The sequence below is a fragment of the Pseudomonas sp. QC2 genome (assembly GCF_002859085.1).
In the GTDB taxonomy this organism is placed as follows: Bacteria; Pseudomonadota; Gammaproteobacteria; order Pseudomonadales; family Pseudomonadaceae; genus Aquipseudomonas; species Aquipseudomonas petroselini.
Genome location: NZ_PKKS01000025.1, coordinates 318,977 through 341,258, shown reverse-complemented (window position 1 = coordinate 341,258; position 22,282 = coordinate 318,977). Strand labels below are relative to the sequence as shown.

At 61.8% G+C, this 22,282-nt stretch carries 23 protein-coding genes; 6 read left to right on the top strand and 17 right to left on the bottom strand.

The genetic code is table 11. The features are described from left to right. The first annotated feature begins 21 nt into the window (after window positions 1-21). The 4 genes from QCBJ_RS28165 (at window position 22) to QCBJ_RS28150 (ending at window position 3,568) form a co-directional block, all read left to right on the top strand. Window positions 22-360 (top strand): YbaB/EbfC family nucleoid-associated protein, encoded by a 339-nt coding sequence (locus QCBJ_RS28165; protein WP_003175481.1) that lies wholly within the window; start codon window positions 22-24, stop codon window positions 358-360. A 133-nt stretch (window positions 361-493) separates the two neighbouring features. Next, entirely contained in the window at window positions 494-1,528 is a 1,035-nt protein-coding gene (locus QCBJ_RS28160; RefSeq protein ID WP_046036433.1) for an NADP-dependent oxidoreductase, read from the top strand. Window positions 1,529-1,593: 65 nt separating this feature from the next. Next, entirely contained in the window at window positions 1,594-2,196 is a 603-nt protein-coding gene (gene recR, locus QCBJ_RS28155; RefSeq protein ID WP_015885312.1) for a recombination mediator RecR, read from the top strand. Between the two features lie 223 nt (window positions 2,197-2,419). Continuing rightward, window positions 2,420-3,568: an acyl-CoA dehydrogenase family protein gene (locus tag QCBJ_RS28150; protein WP_093543467.1), complete on the top strand. Its 1,149-nt coding sequence runs from the start codon at window positions 2,420-2,422 to the stop codon at window positions 3,566-3,568. 133 nt (window positions 3,569-3,701) lie between these two features. On the opposite strand, the gene QCBJ_RS28145 is transcribed toward QCBJ_RS28150, so the two are convergent. After that, window positions 3,702-4,250, bottom strand: coding sequence for an adenine phosphoribosyltransferase (locus QCBJ_RS28145; protein WP_102062031.1), 549 nt, complete (start codon window positions 4,248-4,250; stop codon window positions 3,702-3,704). 106 nt (window positions 4,251-4,356) lie between these two features. Then, entirely contained in the window at window positions 4,357-5,091 is a 735-nt protein-coding gene (gene fnr, locus QCBJ_RS28140; protein WP_102062030.1) for a fumarate/nitrate reduction transcriptional regulator Fnr, read from the bottom strand. A 156-nt stretch (window positions 5,092-5,247) separates the two neighbouring features. Between fnr and QCBJ_RS28135 the strand changes: the two genes are divergently transcribed. Beyond that, window positions 5,248-5,742, top strand: coding sequence for a hypothetical protein (locus tag QCBJ_RS28135; protein WP_102062029.1), 495 nt, complete (start codon window positions 5,248-5,250; stop codon window positions 5,740-5,742). Here the strand turns inward: QCBJ_RS28135 and hemN are convergent, their stop codons facing one another. The 14 genes from hemN to ccoN (QCBJ_RS28065) all read right to left on the bottom strand — a co-directional run bounded on the left by hemN (window position 5,743) and on the right by ccoN (QCBJ_RS28065) (window position 19,867). Then, window positions 5,743-7,125, bottom strand: a complete 1,383-nt coding sequence (gene hemN / locus QCBJ_RS28130; RefSeq protein WP_102062028.1) for an oxygen-independent coproporphyrinogen III oxidase — start codon at window positions 7,123-7,125, stop codon at window positions 5,743-5,745. A 101-nt stretch (window positions 7,126-7,226) separates the two neighbouring features. Then, complete coding sequence (locus tag QCBJ_RS28125; RefSeq protein WP_102062027.1) at window positions 7,227-7,910, bottom strand: sulfite exporter TauE/SafE family protein; 684 nt, start codon at window positions 7,908-7,910, stop codon at window positions 7,227-7,229. Beyond that, window positions 7,903-8,121: a cbb3-type cytochrome oxidase assembly protein CcoS gene (ccoS, locus tag QCBJ_RS28120; RefSeq protein WP_064052672.1), complete on the bottom strand. Its 219-nt coding sequence runs from the start codon at window positions 8,119-8,121 to the stop codon at window positions 7,903-7,905. The genes QCBJ_RS28125 and ccoS overlap by 8 nt, the downstream gene beginning before the upstream one ends. Before the next feature lie 22 nt (window positions 8,122-8,143). Continuing rightward, a complete protein-coding gene (locus QCBJ_RS28115) occupies window positions 8,144-10,588 on the bottom strand; it encodes a heavy metal translocating P-type ATPase (RefSeq protein ID WP_102062026.1) in 2,445 nt (814 codons plus the stop codon). 111 nt (window positions 10,589-10,699) lie between these two features. Then, a complete protein-coding gene (locus QCBJ_RS28110; protein ID WP_015885303.1) occupies window positions 10,700-11,239 on the bottom strand; it encodes a FixH family protein in 540 nt (179 codons plus the stop codon). A 21-nt stretch (window positions 11,240-11,260) separates the two neighbouring features. Beyond that, the gene (ccoG, locus tag QCBJ_RS28105) at window positions 11,261-12,688 is read right to left on the bottom strand and encodes a cytochrome c oxidase accessory protein CcoG (RefSeq protein WP_102062025.1); all 1,428 of its coding nucleotides are present in this window, start codon (window positions 12,686-12,688) and stop codon (window positions 11,261-11,263) included. 302 nt (window positions 12,689-12,990) lie between these two features. Continuing rightward, window positions 12,991-13,968: a cytochrome-c oxidase, cbb3-type subunit III gene (gene ccoP, locus QCBJ_RS28100; protein ID WP_015885301.1), complete on the bottom strand. Its 978-nt coding sequence runs from the start codon at window positions 13,966-13,968 to the stop codon at window positions 12,991-12,993. Further along, window positions 13,965-14,150: a CcoQ/FixQ family Cbb3-type cytochrome c oxidase assembly chaperone gene (locus tag QCBJ_RS28095; protein WP_003175465.1), complete on the bottom strand. Its 186-nt coding sequence runs from the start codon at window positions 14,148-14,150 to the stop codon at window positions 13,965-13,967. Before QCBJ_RS28095 ends, ccoP (QCBJ_RS28100) begins: the two co-directional genes overlap by 4 nt. Before the next feature lie 6 nt (window positions 14,151-14,156). Then, the gene (ccoO, locus tag QCBJ_RS28090; RefSeq protein WP_003193167.1) at window positions 14,157-14,765 is read right to left on the bottom strand and encodes a cytochrome-c oxidase, cbb3-type subunit II; all 609 of its coding nucleotides are present in this window, start codon (window positions 14,763-14,765) and stop codon (window positions 14,157-14,159) included. After that, window positions 14,765-16,207 (bottom strand): cytochrome-c oxidase, cbb3-type subunit I, encoded by a 1,443-nt coding sequence (gene ccoN, locus QCBJ_RS28085; protein ID WP_015885300.1) that lies wholly within the window; start codon window positions 16,205-16,207, stop codon window positions 14,765-14,767. The genes ccoO (QCBJ_RS28090) and ccoN (QCBJ_RS28085) overlap by 1 nt, the downstream gene beginning before the upstream one ends. A gap of 468 nt (window positions 16,208-16,675) precedes the next feature. Further along, window positions 16,676-17,623: a cytochrome-c oxidase, cbb3-type subunit III gene (gene ccoP, locus QCBJ_RS28080; RefSeq protein WP_046035981.1), complete on the bottom strand. Its 948-nt coding sequence runs from the start codon at window positions 17,621-17,623 to the stop codon at window positions 16,676-16,678. Then, window positions 17,620-17,820, bottom strand: a complete 201-nt coding sequence (locus QCBJ_RS28075; RefSeq protein ID WP_010208563.1) for a cbb3-type cytochrome c oxidase subunit 3 — start codon at window positions 17,818-17,820, stop codon at window positions 17,620-17,622. Before QCBJ_RS28075 ends, ccoP (QCBJ_RS28080) begins: the two co-directional genes overlap by 4 nt. Before the next feature lie 3 nt (window positions 17,821-17,823). Further along, a complete protein-coding gene (ccoO, locus tag QCBJ_RS28070; protein WP_017735321.1) occupies window positions 17,824-18,432 on the bottom strand; it encodes a cytochrome-c oxidase, cbb3-type subunit II in 609 nt (202 codons plus the stop codon). 10 nt (window positions 18,433-18,442) lie between these two features. Then, window positions 18,443-19,867, bottom strand: a complete 1,425-nt coding sequence (gene ccoN, locus QCBJ_RS28065; protein WP_015885297.1) for a cytochrome-c oxidase, cbb3-type subunit I — start codon at window positions 19,865-19,867, stop codon at window positions 18,443-18,445. Window positions 19,868-19,946: 79 nt separating this feature from the next. Here ccoN (QCBJ_RS28065) and QCBJ_RS28060 point away from each other — a divergent pair, with 79 nt between their 5' ends. After that, the gene (locus tag QCBJ_RS28060) at window positions 19,947-20,642 is read left to right on the top strand and encodes an alpha/beta family hydrolase (RefSeq protein ID WP_015885296.1); all 696 of its coding nucleotides are present in this window, start codon (window positions 19,947-19,949) and stop codon (window positions 20,640-20,642) included. Window positions 20,643-20,682: 40 nt separating this feature from the next. On the opposite strand, the gene QCBJ_RS28055 is transcribed toward QCBJ_RS28060, so the two are convergent. Further along, the gene (locus tag QCBJ_RS28055; protein ID WP_046035983.1) at window positions 20,683-22,248 is read right to left on the bottom strand and encodes a PAS domain-containing methyl-accepting chemotaxis protein; all 1,566 of its coding nucleotides are present in this window, start codon (window positions 22,246-22,248) and stop codon (window positions 20,683-20,685) included. Window positions 22,249-22,282: the final 34 nt, after the last annotated feature.

Below are 22,282 nucleotides of genomic sequence, written 5' to 3'. Positions count from 1 at the left end.
ACGTACTTTGAGGTGATTCCCATGATGAAAGGTGGCATGGCCGGCCTGATGAAGCAGGCGCAGCAGATGCAGGAAAAGATGGCCAAGATGCAGGAAGAACTGGCCAACGCCGAAGTCACCGGTAAAGCCGGTGGCGATATGGTCAGTGTGGTGATGACCGGTCGTCACGACATCAAGCGCGTGAGCATCGACCCAAGCGTCCTGCCGGGCGTTGGCGAAGATGACCTGGAAATGCTTGAGGCGCTGTTCGCCGCGGCCGTTAACGACGCCGTGCGCAAGATCGAAGCCAACAGCCAGGAAAAAATGGGCGGCGTGACCGCCGGCATGCAACTGCCACCGGGCATGAAGCTGCCGTTCTGATCGATGTGTTTTAGCTACACTCCACTGCCAGGCCACGTGCCTGGCATTTTTTTGTGTGCCAATTGGATCGAACCCTGGTACGCCACGCAGGGTCTGCACCCTATACCGATACATTCGATAAAGGAGCCCCTTCATGCCTCAAGAACCGATCCTGAACCAGCGCATTGTCCTGGTCTCACGCCCTCAAGGCGCACCGACCCCGGAAAATTTCCGCCTGGAGCGTGTGAATCTGCCTGACTTGGCTGACGGCCAAGTCCTGCTGAAAACCCTGTACCTGTCCCTCGACCCCTACATGCGCGGACGTATGAGCGATGCACCGTCCTACGCAGCTCCGGTGGAAATCGACGAAGTGATGACCGGTGGGGCTGTCAGCCGTATCGAACAGTCGCGTAACCCGAAATTCGAAGTGGGCGACCTGGTCGTTGGCGCTACCGGCTGGCAGAGCCATAGCATTTCCGATGGTCGCAACCTGATCCCGGTGCCTAGCGGCCTGGCGAGCCCGTCCATGGCCTTGGGTGTGCTGGGCATGCCGGGTATGACCGCCTACATGGGCCTGATGGACATCGGGCAGCCCAAGGCGGGCGAAACCCTGGTGGTGGCCGCAGCGTCCGGCGCGGTGGGCTCGGTGGTGGGGCAGGTGGCCAAGCTCAAAGGCTTGCGTGTCGTGGGCATCGCGGGGGGCGCCGACAAATGCCGCTACGTGGTGGACGAATTGGGCTTTGATGCCTGCGTCGACCACAAGAGTGCGAATTTTGCCGATGACTTGGCCCAAGCGTGTTTCAACGGTGTGGACATCTATTTTGAAAACGTCGGCGGCAAGGTCTTTGATGCCGTGATGCCGCTGCTTAACCCCAAGGCGCGCATTCCGTTGTGCGGCCTGATCGCCGGCTACAACGCCCACGAGGCGCCCAGCGGTCCTGACCGGTTGCCGGCACTGCAGCGTACGTTGCTGACCAAGCGTGTGCGCATCCAGGGCTTTATCGTGTTCGATGACTACGGTGATCGCCAGCCGGAGTTCCTCAGCGCCATGGCGCCTTGGGTGCGCGATGGCAAGATTAAATTCCGCGAGGATGTGGTCGACGGCCTGGAGCAGGCACCCGAGGCCTTTATCGGTTTGCTGGAAGGGCGCAACTTCGGCAAGTTGGTGGTGCGCGTCGCGCAGGATTGAGGATTTGACGCTAATCCGGGGCGCGGGTATAAACCGCGTCTCGTTGTTTTGTCGGACCATTGCCCATGAGCTTCAGCCCCCTGATTCGCCAACTGATCGACGCCCTGCGCACATTGCCGGGTGTCGGCCAGAAAACCGCCCAGCGTATGGCGCTGCAATTGCTCGAGCGTGATCGCAGCGGCGGCACCCGGTTGGCCCAGGCCCTGAGCCAGGCCATGACCGGCGTGGGCCACTGCCGCCAGTGCCGCACCCTCACCGAGGAAGAGCTCTGCCCGCAATGCGCCGACCCGCGCCGCGACGACACACTGCTGTGCGTCGTGGAAGGGCCGATGGATGTCTACGCGGTAGAGCAGACCGGCTATCGTGGGCGCTACTTTGTGCTCAAGGGCCACCTGTCGCCGCTGGACGGCCTTGGCCCGGAAGCCATCGGCATTCCGCAACTGGTGGCGCGCATCGAAGAGCAGGGCACCTTTACCGAAGTGATCCTGGCCACCAACCCGACGGTGGAAGGTGAGGCGACCGCGCATTACATCGCCCAATTGCTGACCAACAAAGGCCTGATCACCTCGCGCATCGCCCACGGCGTGCCGCTGGGTGGCGAGTTGGAGTTGGTGGATGGTGGGACGCTGGCGCATTCCTTCGCCGGGCGTAAACCCATCGCCCTCTAAAGACCACCGCACTACGAATGTGGGAGCTGGCTTGCTGTGGTGAGCGGGCTTGCCCTGCGCTGGGCGGCGAAGCAGCCCCATTAGATTTGCTGGGAGACTGGCTCCTTCACCACAGCAAGCCCCTTTCCATATTGGGTTTGTGCCATTAGCAATAGCTGAGTACGGCTTGATAACCAAGCAAGCGCTTGGTAATTTCCCTCCACCCCCTCCGTGGAGTTTGCCGATGTCTGCCTACCTGGACTACTTCGACCCCAACCACCAATTGGTCCGCGACAGCGTGCGTCGCTTTGTCGAGCGTGAGCTGTTGCCAGGCATCGAGCAGTGGGAGGAGGCGGAAAGCTTTCCCCGCGAGCTGTACCTCAAGGCCGGCGCGGCGGGGATTCTCGGCATCGGTTATCCCGAAGCCCTGGGGGGTAGCCATGAAGGCGATCTGTTCGCCAAGGTGGCCGCCAGCGAGGAGTTGATGCGCTGCGGCTCTGGCGGTGTCGTGGCGGGGCTGGGGTCGTTGGATATCGGCCTGCCGCCCGTCGTCAAATGGGCCCGGCCCGAGGTGCGCGAACGGGTGGCGCCGCAGGTGCTGTCGGGTGAAAAGATCATCGCCCTGGCGGTCACCGAACCGGGCGGCGGTTCCGATGTGGCCAGCCTGCAGACCCGCGCCATTCGCGACGGTGACCATTACCGCGTCAGCGGCAGCAAGACCTTCATCACCAGCGGCATCCGCGCCGATTTCTACACCGTGGCCGTGCGCACCGGCGGGCCGGGCTTTGCCGGTATCAGTCTGCTGCTGATCGAAAAAGACACCCCCGGTTTCAGCGTCGGCCAGCCGCTGAAGAAAATGGGCTGGTGGGCGTCGGACACGGCTGAATTATTCTTCGACGATTGCCGCGTGCCCGTAGGCAACCTGATCGGCGCCGAGAACATGGGCTTTGCCTGCATCATGGGCAACTTCCAGAGCGAACGCCTGGCCTTGGCCCTGATGGCCAACATGACCGCGCAGATGGCCTTGGAGGAAAGCCTCAAATGGGCGGCCCAGCGCGAAGCGTTCGGCAAGCCTATCGGTAAATTCCAAGTGCTCAAGCATCGCCTGGCAGAGATGGCCACTGCCGTGGAAGTCTCCCGCGAATTCACCTACCGCCAGGCGGCAAAAATGGCCGCAGGTATCAGCGTGATCAAGGAGATTTCGATGGCCAAGAACCTGGCCACCGACACCGCCGACCGCGTCACCTACGACGCGGTGCAGATCCTCGGTGGCCAGGGGTATATGCGCGGCAGCCTGGTGGAGCGGCTGTACCGTGACAACCGTATCCTGTCCATCGGTGGCGGTACGCGTGAAGTGATGAATGAGATCATCAGCAAGCAGATGGGGTTGTGATGTGCTGTGCTGCGGATGGCCTCATCGGGGGCAAGCCCCCTCCCACATTTAATTGGGTTCACAGATTCATATCTGTGAATACGATCAAATGTGGGAGCGGGCTTGCTCGCGAAGAGGCCGGCCCAGGTAAACCTTAACGTTCAGTCAACGCAAACTGCGTCAAGCAAAACGTCGGAATCCCCATCTCTTCCAACCGCTGCGAGCCACCCAGCTCCGGCAGATCAATAATCGCCGCCGCTTCGAAGATCTTGGCCCCCATGCGCCGCACCAGGTTCGCCGCGGCGATCAGGGTGCCGCCGGTGGCGATCAAGTCATCGAACATCAACACCGAGTCGCCCTCGCACAGGCTGTCCGCGTGCACTTCCAGGAAGGCCTCGCAGTACTCGGTCTGATAACCCTCGGCCAGCACGTCGGCGGGCAGCTTGCCCTGCTTGCGGAACAGGATCAGCGGCTTGTTCAGTTGGTAGGCGATGATCGAGCCGATCAGGAAGCCCCGTGCATCCATCGCGCCGATATGGGTGAAGTCGGCTTCGACATAACGCTGGGCAAAGCTGTCCGCTACCAGGCGCAGGGCGCGGGGCGATTGGAACAGGGGAGTGATGTCACGAAAGATCACCCCAGGCTTGGGGAAGTCGATGACGGGGCGGATCAGGGATTTGATGTCGAACGAATCGAAGGTCATCGTCGAAGAGTCCTGGGCTGGAAACGGACTCGAAGTATACCTGCGACCTCGCCGATTGGCGCGCCGCAGGTGTCTGGATCAATCCTTCTCTTAACCTTCGAGTGCCTTAACCTTCGAGCGAACCACCGGCCAGTGCACACAGCTGGATCGGGTCGAGGATATGCACTTCCTTGCCTTCGGCGGCAAGCAGTGTGTTCTGCTGGAAGCGGGTGAATACGCGGGACACGGTTTCCACCGCGAGGCCCAGGTAGTTGCCGATTTCATTGCGCGACATGCTCAGGCGAAACTGGTTGGCCGAGAAACCACGGGCACGGAACCGTGCGGACAGGTTGACCAGGAACGTGGCGATGCGCTCGTCGGCGGTTTTCTTCGACAACAGCAGCATCATTTGCTGGTCGTCGCGAATCTCGCGGCTCATCACCCGCATCAGCTGGCGGCGCAGTTGCGGCAATTGCAGGGCCAGTTCGTCCAGGCGTTCGAAGGGGATTTCGCACACCGATGTGGTCTCCAGGGCCTGGGCCGACACCGGGTGAATCTCGGTGTCCATGCCCGACAACCCCACCAGTTCGCTGGGCAGGTGGAAACCAGTGATCTGCTCTTCGCCGCCATCGCTCAGGCTGAAGGTCTTCAACGCACCCGAACGTACTGCATAAACGGAATCGAACTTGTCACCCTGGCGAAACAGAAACTCGCCTTTTTTCAGCGGGCGACCGCGTTTAACGATCTCGTCCAGCGCATCCATGTCTTCCAAATTCAGCGAAAGTGGCAAGCAGAGGGGGGCCAGGCTGCAATCCTTGCAATGGGCCTGGCTGTGAGCGCGCAGTTTAACTGGCTCGGACATTTCTTAAATCCTTGTGGGAAAACACACATAAGACGTAAGGGTAACGCACTGGGTGGCAGTGAGGCCAGCCTGTACAAAAAAACGACAGCCGTATAAAGCTTTTTGTATCGATGCCGATACACGGTTACTACCTCGTGAGCCTGGGAGGCTCGAATCATGATTTCCATTGGTGCAACCAATCCGGCCAGTACTGGTGTTCAGTCCTTTTCGGAGCCTAAAGATCTGGTGGCGGAAGCCAAGGCTGCCAAGGCCGCCAAAGATCTCAAGGACAGCACTACCGCTCCGCTGCGCGCGCCCAAAGAGGAGGAGGGCGTGAAGGTGACCATTTCCGGTGCGGCGTTAAAAGCCCTCAGCGATGTTAAGCAATCCAACAACGATATCGAAGAGAGTGGTCTGCCGGACAACGTCCAACAGGTCCTCAAGATGATTCGCCAGATCAAGGCGCAGATCGCCGAAAAGCAGGCCGAGCTGCAGGCGGTGATGGCGGACAAGCGCCTCACCCCGGAAGAAGCGCGGATCAAGATCAGTAACCTGCAAGGCGCGCTCAGCAGCTTGCAAGCCAGCCTTGTGACCGCGCAGACCTCCCTGGCCAAGACGATGAAAGGTCTTAGCAGCCAAGATGCGCTCAAGGCCGCTTCGTTATCGGTATAACTAGATCACCCGTGAAAATCGTTGCCTGTTCTGGTGCTCCAGGTAGGCATCGAACACCATGCACACCGAACGTACCAGCAGTCGCCCGGCGGGCAATACACGAATGCCCTGGGCGTCGAGTTCGATCAGGCCATCTTCGGCCATTGCCTGGAGTTGCGGCCAGATCTCCTCGAAATACCCACGAAAATCAATGTTGAATGCCTGCTCGATGTTCGCGAATGCCAGGCTGAAATTGCAGATCAACTGCTGAATCACTTCCCGTCGCAAGCGATCGTCCGTGGTGCAGACCAGCCCGCGGCTGGTGGCCAGTTGCGCGCCCGCCAAGGTGTTCTGGTAGCCGGTGAGGTCACTGCTGTTCTGGCAGTAAAGATCACCGATCTGGCTGATCGCCGACACCCCGAGCCCGATCAAGTCGCAATGGCCGTGGGTGGTGTAGCCCTGAAAGTTGCGTTGCAGGGTGCCTTCTTCCTGGGCGATGGCCAGTTCGTCGTCCGGCAGGGCGAAGTGGTCCATGCCGATGTAGCGGTAACCGGCCTGGGTCAGTTGCTCGATGGTGGTTTGCAGCATCAGCAGCTTTTCCGCCGGGGAGGGCAGGTCGTCGGTGTTGATGCGCCGCTGGGGCATGAAGCGTTCCGGCAGGTGGGCGTAGTTGAACACCGACAGGCGGTCCGGTTGCAACTTGATCACTTCCTCTACCGTGCGCGCGAAGTTGATGGGCGTTTGCTTGGGCAGGCCGTAAATCAGGTCGACATTGATCGAGCGAAATTGCAGCGTACGTGCCGCATCGATCACCGCGCGGGTTTCCTCCAGGCTTTGCAGGCGATTGACGGCCCGTTGCACCTCGGGGTCGAGGTCTTGCAGGCCGATGCTTACGCGGTTGAAACCCAGCTCACGCAGCAGGCCCATGGTGGCCCAGTCGGCTTCACGCGGGTCGATCTCGATGCCGTAGTCGCCGGAGTCATCATCCAGCAGGTTGAAGTGCTGGCGCAGGCAGTTCATGACCTGGCGCAATTCGTCGTGGCTGAGAAAGGTCGGCGTGCCGCCGCCGAAGTGCAGCTGTTCCACCGGTTGTTTCGGGTCGAGGTGGCAGGCCACCAGCTGTATTTCCTGCTCCAGCCGTTGCAGGTAGGGCAGGGCGCGGCCGCGGTCCTTGGTGATCACCTTGTTGCAGGCACAGTAATAGCAAATGTTGGCGCAGAACGGCACATGCACATACAGCGACAGCGGCCGCGCGGCCTTGCGGCTCTCACGCAGGGCGTGGAGCAGGTCAAAGGTGCCGACCTGGCTGTCGAATTGTACGGCGGTGGGGTAGGACGTGTAGCGCGGTCCCGCTAGGTCGTAACGGTGAATCAGATTGGTGTCCCAACGAATGGCGTCGAGCATGCGGGCGTTCCCCCGGATAGGCTAGTGGGCCGAGTCTAGGGGCTGGCCGGGGGGCGCACCTTGATTTGCATCAACAGGGAGCGGCGCTATGCCACAGCGCGTTAGTGGCCCATCAACCAGTGCTGATGCGGACCGGGCAATGTCCATATGCCGAACAGCATCACCAGCAGCCCTCCGGCCATGCGCACGCTGCGTTTGCGCAATAGCGCCGTGACGCGCTCAGCCGCCAGGCCGGTCGCCAACAGCACCGGCCAGGTCCCCAGCCCGAACGCCAGCATCAACAGGCCGCTGTCCAGCGCATTGCCCTGGCTGGCTGCCCACAGCAACGTGCTGTAGACCAACCCGCACGGCAACCAGCCCCACAACGCGCCCAGCAGCAATGCGCGCGGCAGGCTGGAGACCGGCAACAAACGGCTGGCCATGGGCTGGATATGCCGCCACAGGCCGCGCCCGAGGCGTTCGATGCGGGTGAGGCCGCTCCACCAGCCGGCCAGGTACAGGCCCATGCTGATCAACAACAGCCCGGCCAGTACGCGCATGAACATCGCCGCCGGGCTGTTCGCCACCGCCCAGCCGGCCAGGCCGATCAACACCCCGGCCGCGGCGTAGCTGAGCACTCGGCCCAGGTTGTACGCCAGCAGCAGTTGAAACCTGCGGCCACGCTGTTCCTTGGGAATCGCCAGGGTCAGCGCGCCCATCAGCCCGCCGCACATGCCCAGGCAATGGCCGCCCCCCAGCAGGCCGAGGATCAGCGCGGAGACCAACAGCGGCGCCAGCTCAAGCATGGGGCGGGTCTTTGGGCTTGGACGGGTGTTCGGCATCGTTGGCTTCGTCGATGGCAGCCAGGTGGTTCGGGTCCTGGTCGTCGAACAACACGCTATGGGCCGGGCCGTCGAGGTCGTCGTACTGGCCGCTGTCCACGGCCCAGAAGAAGATGTAGATGGCCACACCCACTAATAGCAGCGCCGCCGGAATCATCACGTATAAAGCTGGCATCTGCACTCCATGCTCGCGCGGTTCACACCGGCAGCGGGCGGGTTACTGAGGGGGCTCGGGCCGTCGGCGCGTTCGGCAGGCGAGTCAGGCGCAGGGCGTTGAGCACCACGGTCAATGAACTGAGGGACATGCCGATCGCGGCCCAGATGGGGGTGATCCAGCCCAGGGCGGCAAACGGCAGCATAAGGCCATTGTACAGCCCGGCCCAGAGCAGGTTTTCAATGATCACCCGGCGGGTGCGTCGTGCCAGGGTAAAGGCGTGTACCAGCGCGTCCAGTCGATTGGACAGCAGCACGGCATCGGCGCTGGTCTTGGCCAGGTCCGTGGCCGTGCCCATGGCCACGCTGATGTCGGCGGCGGCGAGTACCGGCACATCGTTGACCCCATCGCCGAGCATCAGCACCTTGCGGCCTTCCTTGTGCAGGTGTTGCAGCACGCGCAGCTTGTCATCCGGGCGCAGGCCGCCGTGGGCTTCATCGATACCCAGCTCGGCGGCGACGCTGGCGACCATCGGCGAACTGTCCCCGGACAGCAGCAGCGTGCGCCAACCGCGCGCCTTGCACGCGGCCAGCAACGCAGGGGCGTCGCTGCGCAGGCGGTCATCGAGCACAAACCAGGCCAGGGCGCCTTCGCGGTCGCCAAGCAGCAGCCATTGGCCGGAAAGCTCCGGCGCAGCGGGAATCGCGCAGCCACTGAGTTCGCAGACAAAGCCCGGTTGACCAATGCGCAGTAGGCGCTCGCCCACGCGGCCTTCAAGGCCCAGTCCTGGCGAACTGAGCACCTCGTCGGCGGCCAGCGGTGCACGCCCAAAGGCACGCGCAATCGGGTGTTCGGAGCGGTTTTCGAGGGCGGCGGCGAGGCTCAGGCACAGGTCGGTGCTCAAGCTGCCCAAGGGCCGGATCGCTCTCAATGCCAGGCGCCCTTCGGTGAGGGTGCCGGTCTTGTCGAAAATCACTGTATCGATCTGGTTCAGCCCTTCCAGCACATGGCCCCGGGTCAGCAGCAGCCCCAGTTTGTGCAAAGTGCCGGTGGCGGCGGTGAGGGCAGTGGGCGTGGCCAGGGACAATGCACAGGGGCAGGTCGCTACCAGCATCGCCAGCACAATCCAGAACGCCCGTGACGCGTCCAGCTCCCACCACAGCAGACCGATCAGCGCGGCCGCGATCAGCGAGCACAACAGGAACCACTGCGCGGCGCGGTCGGCGATCTGCGCCAGGCGCGGTTTCTCGGCCTGGGCCCGTTCCAGCAGGCGCACGATGGCGGACAGGCGCGTGTCATGGCCCAATGCGCGGACTTCGACGGTCAAGGCACCTTCGACGTTAAGGGTGCCCGCCGTGACCGCATCCCCGGTCTGGCGCGGTTGCGGCAGGTACTCCCCGGTGAGCAGGGATTCATCAATGCTCGAGTGGCCGTCGAGGATCACGCCGTCTGCCGGCAGCACCGCGCCAGGATGCACCAGTACACGGTCGCCCAGCGCCAGTTCGGGGAGCAGGATGCGTTCACTCTGGCCATCGGCCTTGAGTCGCAGGCAGGAGGCGGGCAGCAGGTTGACCAGCTGCGCGGTGGCGGCGGCCGTACGCTCGCGGGCACGACGCTCCAGGTAGCGACCGGCCAGCAGGAACAGCGCAAACATGCCCACCGCATCGAAGTACAACTCACCCACGCCGGTGATCGCGGTCCAGATCCCCGCCAGGTACGCACCGCCGATGGCCAATGACACCGAGACATCCATGGTCAGGTGGCGCGTGCGCAGGTCGCGCATCGCACCCTTGAAAAACGGTGCGCAGCTGTAGAACACGATGGGCGTGGTGAGAAACATCGCCACCCAGCGCAGGATTACATGCAGCTCCGGGCTCAGGTCGATATTGAATTCCGGCCAGGTGGCCATGGTTGCCATCATCGCCTGGAACCACAACAGCCCGGCCACACCCAGTTGGCGCAGGGCCAGGCGGTTTTCGCCGGCCAGTTGCTCGGCGGCGCGGTCGGCTTGATAGGGGTGGGCGGCGTAGCCGATATGGCGCAGCTCACTGAGCAGCTGGCTCAGCGGCAGTTGCCCATCCGCCCAGCGCACCTGCAAGCGGTGGTTGGACAGGTTCAGCCGCGCCTCGGCCACGGCGGGCAGGCTGCGCAGGTGTTTTTCGATCAGCCAGCCGCAGGCGGCGCAGCTGATGCCTTCCATCAGCAGGGTGGCTTCGGCGAGGTCGCCTTCGTGGCGCACAAAGGGTTTTTGCACGTCGGCGCGGTCATACAGCGCCAGCTCGTCCAGCAACTGCACCGGCAGCGTTTCGGGGTTGGCCGAGGCTTCACTGCGGTGCTGGTAATAACTTTCCAGGCCCCCGGCCACAATCGCTTCGGCCACGGCCTGGCAGCCGGGGCAGCACAGCTCGCGGCGCGCGCCGAGGATCACGCTGGTAAACCGGCTGCCGGAGGGGACGGGGAGGGCGCAGTGGTAGCAGGGGGTGGTCATGATCTGGAATCTATAGGGGCTGGGAGGGCCTCATCGTGGGCAAGCCCACTCCCACAGGGGACCGCGATCCAGGGGGAGCGGGCTTGGCCGCGATGCACGAAGCGCAAGTGTTTATTTTTTCAGGTCTTCGGCACCCTGCAACGGTTCATCACCCAGCAGCAAGTCCTTGTCGTGGCTGACCTGTTCTTCCTCAAACATGCGCCAGGTGCGATCGCCTTCCACACCGAGCAACTCGACGAAGCGCCGGCCTTCGACCTTATCGGTGACCTGGCCGATGTAGCGGCCGGGTTCGCTGTCGCTGCGGGCCAGGTTGATCTTGCGATCCTTCTCTGGCTGGGTCGGGGAAATCAGGTTCAATTCCAGGGTGGTCGGGTTGCTGTTGCCGGTGAGGTTCACCTCGACTTCACCGGTCAGCTCATCCAGGTGCACCTTGGCGCGCAGTTGCAGGGTCTGGGCCAGCAGCTCGCGGTCCAGGGAACGGTTGATGCCTTTGCCGGCCTCGTAGTAGTTGTCGTTGACCAGGTTGTCCGGGTTATTCACCGCGATGGTCACCATGGACAAGGTCAAGGTCACCGAGCAGGCCAGGATCCCAATGATGATCCAGGGCCAGAGGTGCTTGTACCAAGGGCTTGCGGCAGTTGCTACGGACATTGTTCGGTTCTCTGTTAGCGATTAGCGGACTTGGGGGCCGATGAATCGGCTCTTGGCTTCAATGTGGACACTGGCGTTATCGGCATCGGTGAGGATGAATGTCACCTCGTTGGTGCTCGACGGCAACTGTTCCGGCGCACTCGACAGCTCAACCGGCATGCTGACGATATCGCCGGCAGCCACCTTGATTTCGCGACGGCCTTGCAGCTTGAGGTCCGGCAAGCCCGCGGCATCGAGCACGTAGGTGTGGTCGCGCTGGTCCTTGTTCATGATCTTCAGGCTGTAGACGTTTTCGATACGGCCTTCGGCGTTCTCGCGGTACAGCACACGGTCCTTGCTCACGTCGAAACCCACCAGCGAGCGCATGAAGAATGCCGCCGCCAGCAGGCCCATCATCGCCAGCAATACCAGGGCGTAACCGATCAGGCGCGGGCGCAGCTTGTGGGTCTTCTGCCCCGACAGGTTGTGCTCGGTGGTGTAGCTGATCAGGCCGCGCGGGTAGTCCATTTTGTCCATGATGTTGTCGCAGGCGTCGATACAGGCGGCGCAGCCGATGCACTCGATCTGCAGGCCGTCGCGGATGTCGATACCGGTCGGGCACACCTGCACGCACATCGTGCAATCGATGCAATCCCCCAGGCCCTGAGCCTTGTAGTCGATGCCTTTTTTGCGCGGGCCACGCACCTCGCCACGGCGTGGGTCGTAGGAAACGATCAGGGTGTCCTTGTCGAACATCACACTCTGGAAGCGCGCGTACGGACACATGTAGATGCACACTTGTTCGCGCAGCCAACCGGCGTTGCCATAGGTGGCGAGGGTGAAGAAGCCGACCCAGAAATACGACCAGCCATCGGCCTGGCCGGTGAAGAACTCGAACACCAGTTCGCGGATGGGGGAGAAGTAGCCGACGAAAGTCATGCCGGTGACAAAACCGATCAGCAACCACAGGGTGTGCTTGCTGAATTTGCGCAGGAATTTGTTGGCGCCCATCGGCGCTTTATCCAGCTTGATGCGCTGGTTGCGGTCGCCTTCGGTGACCTTTTCGCACCACATGAAGATCCATGTCCATACGCTTTGCGGGCAGGTATAACCGCACCACACGCGACCGGCATACACGGTGATAAAGAACAGGCCAAACGCCGCAACAATCAAAATACCTGAGAGCAGGATGAAGTCCTGGGGCCAGAAGGTCGCGCCAAAAATAAAGAACTTACGTTCGGGCAGATTCCACCACACGGCCTGGTGGCCGCCCCAGTTCAGCCACACGGTGCCGAAGTAGAGCAGGAACAGGCCGGCACCGCCGAGCATGCGCAAATTACGGAACAGGCCAGTGAAGGCGCGGGTGTAGATTTTCTCTCGCGAGGCGTAGAGGTCGACGGTTTTACTGTCGGAACCGTTTGTGTGTTTGGCAGGCGGGGTAACGTCATGTACCGGTATCTGGTTGCTCATCATTGCATCCCACGGCGGTGGAGATTTGCCTCGGCCAGTACGTGCCAACCGGGGTCAAATGAAGGGTGTTGCAGTGGTGTAATGATACGCCCCCGGTGGTGCTGAAAGGAGGCGACCTAAGTGATCTGGATCAATTGATCTGGCAAGTATGGTTGGTTTTGGCTGGCCCGGTCCTCTGAAACACTGCGGATCCAATGTGGGAGGGGGCTTGCCCCCGATAGCGGTGGATCAGCGACAGATGCACTGACTGACACACTGCAATCGGGGGCAAGCCCCCTCCCACATTGCTATTGCAGCGGCTTTTATTGCTCTTCAGCCTTCTTATCCCCATGGGACAAGCTGTAAACATAGGCTGCCAGCAAGTGCACCTTGTCGTTCCCCTGCAGTTGCTCCTGCGCAGGCATCTGGCCCTGGCGGCCCCAACGGATGGTCTGTTGCAGTTGGGCGAAGCTTGAGCCGTAGATGAACGCGCCAGGGTGGGTCAGGTCGGGCGCACCCATGGCGGGCGTGCCTTTACCGGCCGGGCCGTGGCAGGCCACGCAGTTGGCGGCGAAGAGTTTTTCGCCGTTGGCCACGTCGGCTTTCACCCCTTCCGGCAGTTTGCGCCCGTCGAGGTTGGTGACGACGAACGCGGCCACATCGCTGACGCCTTGTTCCTTGAGGATATCCAGCCAGGCGGGCATCACCGCATGGCGGCCCTTCATGATGGTTTCCTTGATGGTGGCCGGGTCGCCGCCCCAACGCCAGTCGGCATCGGTCAGGTTGGGAAAGCCGTAGGCGCCCTTGGCGTCGGAACCGTGGCACACCGAGCAGTTGGAGGCGAACAGGCGGCCACCCATCTTCAAGGCTTGCGGGTCCTTGGCCACTTCTTCAATGGGCATCGAGGCGAATTTGGCGAAGATCGGGCCGAACTTGGCGTCCGACCTGGCCATTTCCTTTTCCCATTCGTGCACGCCGGTCCAGCCGGTCTGGCCGTTGGCGAAGGGGGTTTGCTTGTCGTTGTCGAGGTAGTTGTAGCCCGGCAACAGGCCCTTCCAGTTGCCCAGGCCGGGGTACAGCGCGAGGTAGCCGAGGGCGAAGATGATGGTGCCGACGAACAGCATGAACCACCATTTGGGCAGCGGGTTGTCGTACTCCTCGATGCCGTCGAACGAGTGGCCGACGGTCTCGTCGGTTTGCTCGGCGCGCTGGCCCTTTCGGGTCGACAGCAGCAGCCAGGTCAGGGCGAAGATGGTACCCAGGCTGAGGACTGTGACGTACAGACTCCAGAACGTAGTCATTCTTTGTTACTCCTAGAAGCTTGCTCGACGTGCTTGATGGCTTCGGGATCATCCGCAAAAGGCAGCAAGGTCGCGTCTTCAAACTCCGACTTGCGCTTGGGGCTGAACACCCACAACGCCAGGCCGATAAAGGCCACCATCACCACAACGGTGCCCAAGCCACGAATCATCCCGATATCCATGAAGAATCACCGTTTGCTTTTGATGATGGTGCCAAGGCCTTGCAGGTAGGCCACCAATGCGTCCATTTCGGTCTTGCCCTTCACGGCTGCGGCTGCACCGGCGATGTCTTCGTCGGTGTAGGGCACGCCCAGGGTGCGCAAGACTTCCATCTTCTTCGCGGTGTCCTTGCCGTCGAGCTTGTTTTCCACGAGGAACGGGTACGCCGGCATTTTCGACTCAGGCACCACGTTGCGCGGGTTGTACAGGTGCGCACGTTGCCAGTCATCGGAGTAACGCCCGCCCACACGGGCCAGGTCCGGGCCGGTGCGCTTGGAACCCCACAGGAACGGGTGGTCCCACACGCTTTCACCGGCGACCGAGTAGTGGCCGTAGCGTTCGGTTTCGGCACGGAACGGGCGGATCATCTGCGAGTGGCAGCCGACACAACCGTTGGCGATGTAGACGTCGCGGCCTTCCAGTTCAAGCGCGGTGCGCGGCTTCATGCCTTCGACCGGTTTGTTGGTGACGTCCTGGAAAAACAGCGGAACGATCTGGGTCAAGCCGCCGATACTCACGGCGATGACCATGAAGAAGGCCAGCAGGCCGATATTCTTCTCGACTACTTCATGCTTCATCAGTGGGCTCCCACAACGGCGATCTTGGCGGCGGCTTCGGCTTCTGCAGGGTCCGAGGCACGCACGGTGCGCCAGACGTTGTAGGCCATGAACAGCATGCCGGTGGCAAAGAACGCACCGCCCAGGGCGCGGACGATATAGCCCGGGTGGCTGGCTTGCAGCGCTTCGACGAAGGAGTAGGTGAGGGTGCCGTCATCGTTGATCGCACGCCACATCAGGCCCTGGGTGATGCCGTTGACCCACATCGACGCGATGTAGAGCACGGTACCGATGGTCGCCAGCCAGAAGTGCGTGTTGATCAGCCCGACGCTGTGCATCTGCACGCGGCCGAACAGTCTGGGGATCATGTGGTAGATCGCGCCGATGGAGATCATCGCGACCCAACCGAGCGCGCCGGCGTGAACGTGGCCGATGGTCCAGTCGGTGTAGTGGGACAGCGAGTTGACGGTCTTGATCGCCATCATCGGCCCTTCGAAGGTCGACATGCCGTAGAACGCCAGGGATACCACGAGGAAGCGCAGGATCGGGTCGGTGCGCAATTTATGCCAGGCGCCCGACAGGGTCATCATGCCGTTGATCATGCCGCCCCAGCTCGGGGCCAGCAGGATGATCGACATCGCCATGCCCAGGGACTGTGCCCAATCCGGCAGCGCGGTGTAGTGCAAGTGGTGAGGACCGGCCCAGATGTACAGGGTGATCAGCGCCCAGAAGTGCACGATGGACAGGCGGTACGAGTAAATAGGACGTTCGGCCTGTTTCGGCACGAAGTAATACATCATCCCCAGGAAACCGGTGGTCAGGAAGAAACCCACGGCGTTGTGGCCGTACCACCACTGGATCATGGCGTCCGTGGCCCCGGCGTAGGCCGAGTAGGACTTGAACAGGCTCACCGGCAACGAAGCGTGGTTGACGATGTGCAGCATCGCCGTCACCAGGATAAAGGCACCGTAGAACCAGTTGCCCACGTAGATGTGCTTGGTCTTGCGCTTGACGATGGTACCGAAGAACACCACGGCATAGGTCACCCACACGATGGCGAGCAAAATGGCGATCGGCCATTCCAGCTCGGCGTATTCCTTGGTGGTGGTGTAACCCAGCGGCAGGGTGACGATGGCGCCCAGGATGACCGCTTGCCAACCCCAGAAGGTGAAGGCCGCGAGGCTGTCGGAGATCAGTCGCGTCTGGCAGGTTCGCTGCACGACATAGTAGGAGGTGGCAAACAGTGCACATCCACCGAAGGCGAAAATCACCAGGTTGGTGTGCAGCGGGCGCAGGCGGCCAAAGGTCGTCCATGGCAAACCGAAATTCAATTCCGGCCAAACCAGTTGCGAGGCGATGAACACCCCGAGCCCCATGCCAAGGATCCCCCAGACCACCGTCATGATGGCGAACTGGCGGACTACCTTATAGTTATAAGCAGTCGGACTGATTGCTGTGCTCATTCTAAGGTTCCACGGTTTAGGTTTTTTTATAGGTAAAATCGGCCGCAAGTATGGAGAAAGCGAGGGGCCATTGCAACGCAATGGCTGACCTGTATCAATGCGTTCCACGCCAGATTCTGCGCCCTTTCCATGTTTCGTGTAAGGATAAAATTCGAAATAGAAAGCTGATCAAGTGGACAGGATATTTATGGGGTCGCAACGGTTATCGTTACGTACGCCAGAATCGGTCCGCTGTGCAGGGAAGCGTAGACCCGAATGGCAGGAGGGGAAAGGTGTGCTTTGGAAGGGTGTGACACTGGGTCGCACAAGAAGGTACTGCTGTGGCGAGGGAGTTTGCTGTCGTTGGACCGGGCTGGCGCTCCAGTGCGAAGCGCTGCCAAGATTTTGGGGCCGCTTCGCAGCCCAACGGGAGCAAGCTCCCTCGCCACAGGTAGAGTTGCCGCCCCAAGGTGGGGCGGCATTCAGAGGTTACTGGGGCTGGCTTTCTGGCGTTGCGCCATCAGCGTTATGGGACAAGCTATACACGTAGGCGGCCAACAAGTGCACCTTGTCATTACCCTGTAGCACTTCCTGCGCCGGCATCTGGCCCTGGCGGCCGTGGCGGATGGTTTGCTGCAACTGCGCAAGGCTGGTGCCGTAGATGTAACCGGCCGGTTTGGTCAGGTCGGGCGCGCCCATGGCTTCCATGCCGTGGCCTTGCGGACCGTGGCAAGCGACACAGGTGGTGTTGAACGCAGTTTGGCCTGCTGCCAAGTCAGCGCTGCTGTCAGCCGGCAACGGCAGTTTGGCCACGTCGTGACGTACATAGGCGGCGACGTTTTTCACCCCTTCATCGCCGAGCATGTCACCCCAGGCCGGCATTGCTGCATGACGGCCGTTGAGAATGGTGGTCTTGATCGCCTCGGCCGAACCGCCCCAGCGCCAGATGTTATCCGCCAGGTTGGGGAAACCAAACGCGCCCTTGGCGTCCGAGCCGTGGCACACCGCACAGTTGGAGGCAAACAGGCGACCGCCCATCTTCAACGCTTGCGGGTCTTTGGCGACTTCTTCCACGGGCATGGCCGAGAATTTGGCGAAGATCGGCCCGAACTTGGCGTCGGCCTTGGCCATTTCCTTGTCCCATTCCTTGGTCTGGGTCCAGCCGTCTTCATAGCCCGGTAACACGCCTTTCCAGTTGCCCAGGCCCGGGTAGAGGATCAGGTAGCCGACCGCAAACACCAAGGTGCCGGCGAACAGCATGAACCACCACTGGGGCAGCGGGTTGTCGTATTCCTCGATACCGTCGAAGGCGTGGCCCATGGTCTGGTCGACGCTGCCCTTGGTCTCGCCCTTGCGGGTGCCGATCAAGAGCCAAGTCAGGCCGATCAGGCTGCCGAGGGTCAGTACGCAGATCCATGTACTCCAGAATAGGGTCATGGCCGTGTGCTCCTTATTGCAGGCTCTTCTTGAGCGTCGGATGGAGAAGGTTCATCGGCGAAGGGCAGCAGGCGCGCCTGCTCGAATTCCGCATTGCGCCGGTTGTTGAACACCCACAGCGACAGGCCGATAAAGGCGATGGCGACCACCAGCGTGCCGAGGCCGCGGATGGTGCCCGCATCGAATTCAAATCCCATGGCTCACCTCTTGCTCTTGATGGCAGTACCGAGCACTTGCAGGTACGAAACCAGCGCGTCCATCTCGGTCTTGCCCTTGAGGCTGGCGACGGCGCCACTGATGTCGTCGTCTGTGTACGGCACGCCGAGGGTGCGCATCACTTTCAACTTGGTCTCGGTGTGGCTGCTGTCGACGGCGGCGGTGACCAGCCATGGGTAGGCCGGCATTTTCGACTCGGGCACGACGTTGCGCGGGTTGTACAAGTGCGCGCGGTGCCAGTCGTCCGAGTAGCGAGCGCCGACGCGCGCCAGGTCCGGACCGGTGCGCTTGGAGCCCCACAGGAACGGGTGGTCCCAGACGCTCTCGCCGGCGACCGAGTAGTGGCCGTAGCGTTCGGTCTCGGCGCGGAACGGGCGGATCATCTGCGAGTGGCACTGTACGCAGCCTTCGCGGATGTAGATGTCACGGCCTTCCAGTTGCAGCGCGGTGTAGGGCTTCATGCCTTCGACCGGCTTGTTGGTCACGTCCTGGAAGAACAGCGGGACGATCTGGGTCAGGCCGCCGATGCTCACGGCGAGCACCATGAGCAGCATCAGCAGGCCGACGTTCTTTTCAATCGTTTCGTGTTTCATCATCGACTCCTCAGGCCAACTGCGCAGTAGTGGCGGCTTCGACGGGCTGCGCGGAACGCACGGTGCGCCACGTGTTGTAAGCCATCAGGAACATGCCGCTCAGGAAGATGGCGCCGCCCACCAGCCGCACGATGAAGCCTGGGTGGCTGGCCACCAGGGTTTCGACGAAGGAGTAGGTCAGCGTGCCGTCTTCGTTGACCGCACGCCACATCAGGCCCTGGGCGATGCCGTTGACCCACATCGAGGCGATGTAGAGCACGGTGCCGATGGTGGCCAGCCAGAAGTGCGCGTTGATCAGGCCGAGGCTGTACATCTGCTCGCGACCGAAGATTTTCGGGATCATGTGGTACAGCGCGCCGATGGAGATCATTGCCACCCAGCCGAGGGCGCCGGCGTGGACATGGCCGATGGTCCAGTCGGTGTAGTGGGAAAGGGCGTTGACGGTCTTGATCGCCATCATCGGGCCTTCGAAGGTCGACATGCCGTAGAACGCCAGCGACACCACCAGGAAGCGCAGGATCGGGTCGCTGCGCAATTTATGCCAGGCGCCCGACAGGGTCATCATGCCGTTGATCATGCCGCCCCAGCTCGGTGCCAGCAGCACCAGCGACATCACCATGCCCAGCGACTGTGCCCAGTCCGGCAGTGCGGTGTAGTGCAAGTGGTGCGGGCCGGCCCAGATGTACAGGGTAATCAGCGCCCAGAAGTGCACGATGGACAAGCGATACGAATACACCGGACGCTCGGCCTGCTTGGGCACGAAGTAGTACATCATCCCCAGGAAGCCGGCTGTGAGGAAAAAGCCTACTGCGTTATGCCCGTACCACCACTGCACCATGGCATCCGTCGCACCGCCATAGAGGGAGTAGGACTTGGTCAGGCTGACCGGGATTTCCAGGTTGTTAACGATATGCAGGATGGCCACGGTGATGATGAACGCACCGAAGAACCAGTTGCCGACGTAGATGTGCTTGGTGTTGCGCTTGGCCACGGTGCCAAAGAACACAATGGCGTAAGCCACCCACACGATGGTGATCAGGATGTCGATCGGCCATTCCAGCTCGGCGTATTCCTTGGAGCTGGTGTAGCCCAGCGGCAAGGAGATGGCGGCCAAGAGAATGACCAACTGCCAGCCCCAGAAGCAGAACGCGGCGATCTTCGGCGCGAACAGCTGGGTTTGGCAGGTGCGTTGTACCGAGTAGAAGGAGCTGGCGAACAAGGCGCAGCCACCGAAGGCGAAGATCACCGCGTTGGTGTGCAGCGGGCGCAGGCGTCCGAAGCTGGTCCACGGCAAATCGAAGTTGAGTGCAGGCCAGACCAATTGGGCCGCGAGAAAAACCCCGAGCCCCATGCCGACGATGCCCCACACCACCGTCATAATGGCGAATTGGCGGACCACCTTGTAGTTATAGGCGGTACTTAAAGTAGTGTTCATGGTTCCCCATCCACGGTTCAACCCAAGCAGATGCGGCACTTGGGCTGGAGTTATAGGCAGACTAAAAAGCGAGGCAAGCATGGGCAAAGAGCACAAGGCCAGTATTGACGGGGATCAATGGGCGCAGTGTGTGCGCGAACGCGGCGGGTTGTGGGATGCCGCGTCGACTGCCGCGAAGGGCACGCCAGTGACGCTGATCCTGGCCCACGGTGCCGGCGCACCGATGGACTCAGCCTTCATGAACGACATGGCTGCGCGCCTTGCCGGGCATGGCGTGAACGTGTTGCGCTTCGAGTTTCCCTACATGGCCCAGCGCCGTGTGGACGGTGGCAAACGTCCGCCGAACCCGGCGCCCAAACTGCTGGAAGCCTGGCGTGAGGTGTATGCCGAGGTGCGACGTCATGTCGCTGGGAAACTGGCCGTTGGTGGCAAGTCGATGGGCGGGCGCATGGCCAGTTTATTGGCCGATGAATTAGGCGCCGATGCACTGGTGTGCCTGGGGTATCCGTTCTATGCGGTGGGTAAGCCGGAAAAGCCACGGGTCGAGCATTTGGCCGGGTTGAAGACGCCGACGTTGATCGTGCAGGGCGAGCGGGATGCGCTGGGCAATCGGGCGGCGGTGGAGGGGTATGAATTATCGCCGAGCATCGAGATGATGTGGCTGGTGGCGGGGGATCATGACTTGAAGCCGTTGAAGGCGTCGGGGTTCAGTCATGAGCAGCATCTGGAGGCTGCGGCGGTGCGGGTTTCTAGCTTTCTTAGAGCGCTTGAGTGAAACCTGTGGCGAGGGAGCAAGCTCCCTCGCCACAGTGTATTTACCGGTTAAAACGCTCGACCAGCGAGTACTGGGTATTGGCGGTATGCGTCAATTCCTCACTCAACTGCGCCGAGTTCATCGCCTGTTCCGAAGTCTGGTCGGCCAACAGCGCAATGGTGCTGATGTTACGACTGATCTCTTCGGCCACCGAGCTTTGCTCTTCGGTGGCAGCGGCGATCTGCGTGGTCATGTCGGTGATATGCGCTACCGCCTCACTGATCCCCACCAACGCCTGATCCGCTTCCATTACCCGCGCCACGCCTTCTTCGGCCTGGCGATGCCCGGCGTCCATGGTTTGCACGGCGGCGGCGGCGGTTTGCTGCAGCTTGGCGATCAGGGCGTGGATCTGCCCGGTCGATTCCGCGGTGCGCTGTGCCAGTTGACGGACTTCGTCGGCAACGACCGCAAACCCGCGGCCCATCTCGCCGGCACGCGCCGCTTCAATGGCGGCGTTGAGCGCCAGCAGGTTGGTCTGGTCGGCAATGCCTTTGATCACATCGACCACGCCGCCGATTTCATCGCTGTCCTTGGCCAGTTGCGTGACGGTCACGCCAGTCTCGCCCACCGCGACAGACAGGCGCTGGATCGCCTCGCGGGTTTCCCCGGCGATGTCGCGGCCACGGCCGGTCAGGCGGTTGGCTTCCTGGGTGGCGTCGGCCGTGCGCTGCACGTGGCTGGCGACTTCCTGGGTGGTGGCCGCCATCTGGTTGACCGCCGTGGCCACCTGTTCGGTTTCCACGCGCTGGCGTTCCAGGCCGCTGGAGCTGTTATGCGCCAGGGTGTTGGATTGCGCGGCCTGGTCGTTGAGGTGTTCGGCGGTGTCCTGCAAGCGCGTGAGACAGGTCTTAAGACGCGCCTCTTGGCTGAGGATCGACATCTCCAGGCGCGCCTGGGCGCCACGGCTGTCGGTGTACATCTGCGCGATCAACGGGTCGGAGGTGGTCTGCTCGGCCAGGCGCAGCAAACGCTTGAGACCGCGCTGTTGCCAGCTCAGGCCGAGCAGGCCCAGCGGCACCGACAACCCTGCCGCCAGGGCAAAGCCCCAGTGGGAGTTGAGTGACGCACCGATCATGAAGCTCAACTGGCTCACCAGGATAAACGGCAGCCAGTCCTGCAACACCGGCAGCCACTTATCGCGTTGGGGAATCGCCGACTTGCCTTGATTGATGCGTTGGTAGAGCGCTTCGGCGCGGCGGATCTGCTCGGCGGTGGGCTTGATGCGCACCGATTCGTAGCCGACCACCTGGTTGCCTTCGAAAACCGGCGTCACGTAGGCGTTAACCCAATAGTGATCACCGGTCTTGCAGCGATTCTTGACAATGCCCATCCATGGCAAGCCTTGTTTGAGCGTCGACCACATATGCGCGAAGACCGCGCCCGGCACATCCGGGTGACGCACCAGGTTGTGCGGGGCACGCACCAGTTCGTCGCGGGAGAACCCACTGATCTCGACAAAGGCGTCGTTGCAGTAGGTGATCACGCCTTTGGCATCGGTGGTGGAGATCAACCGTTGCTGAGCGGGGAAGGTACGTTCGCGCTGGGTAACGGGTTGGTTATTACGCATGGTTGTTCAATCCGCAAGGCTTTCAAGGGTTGTC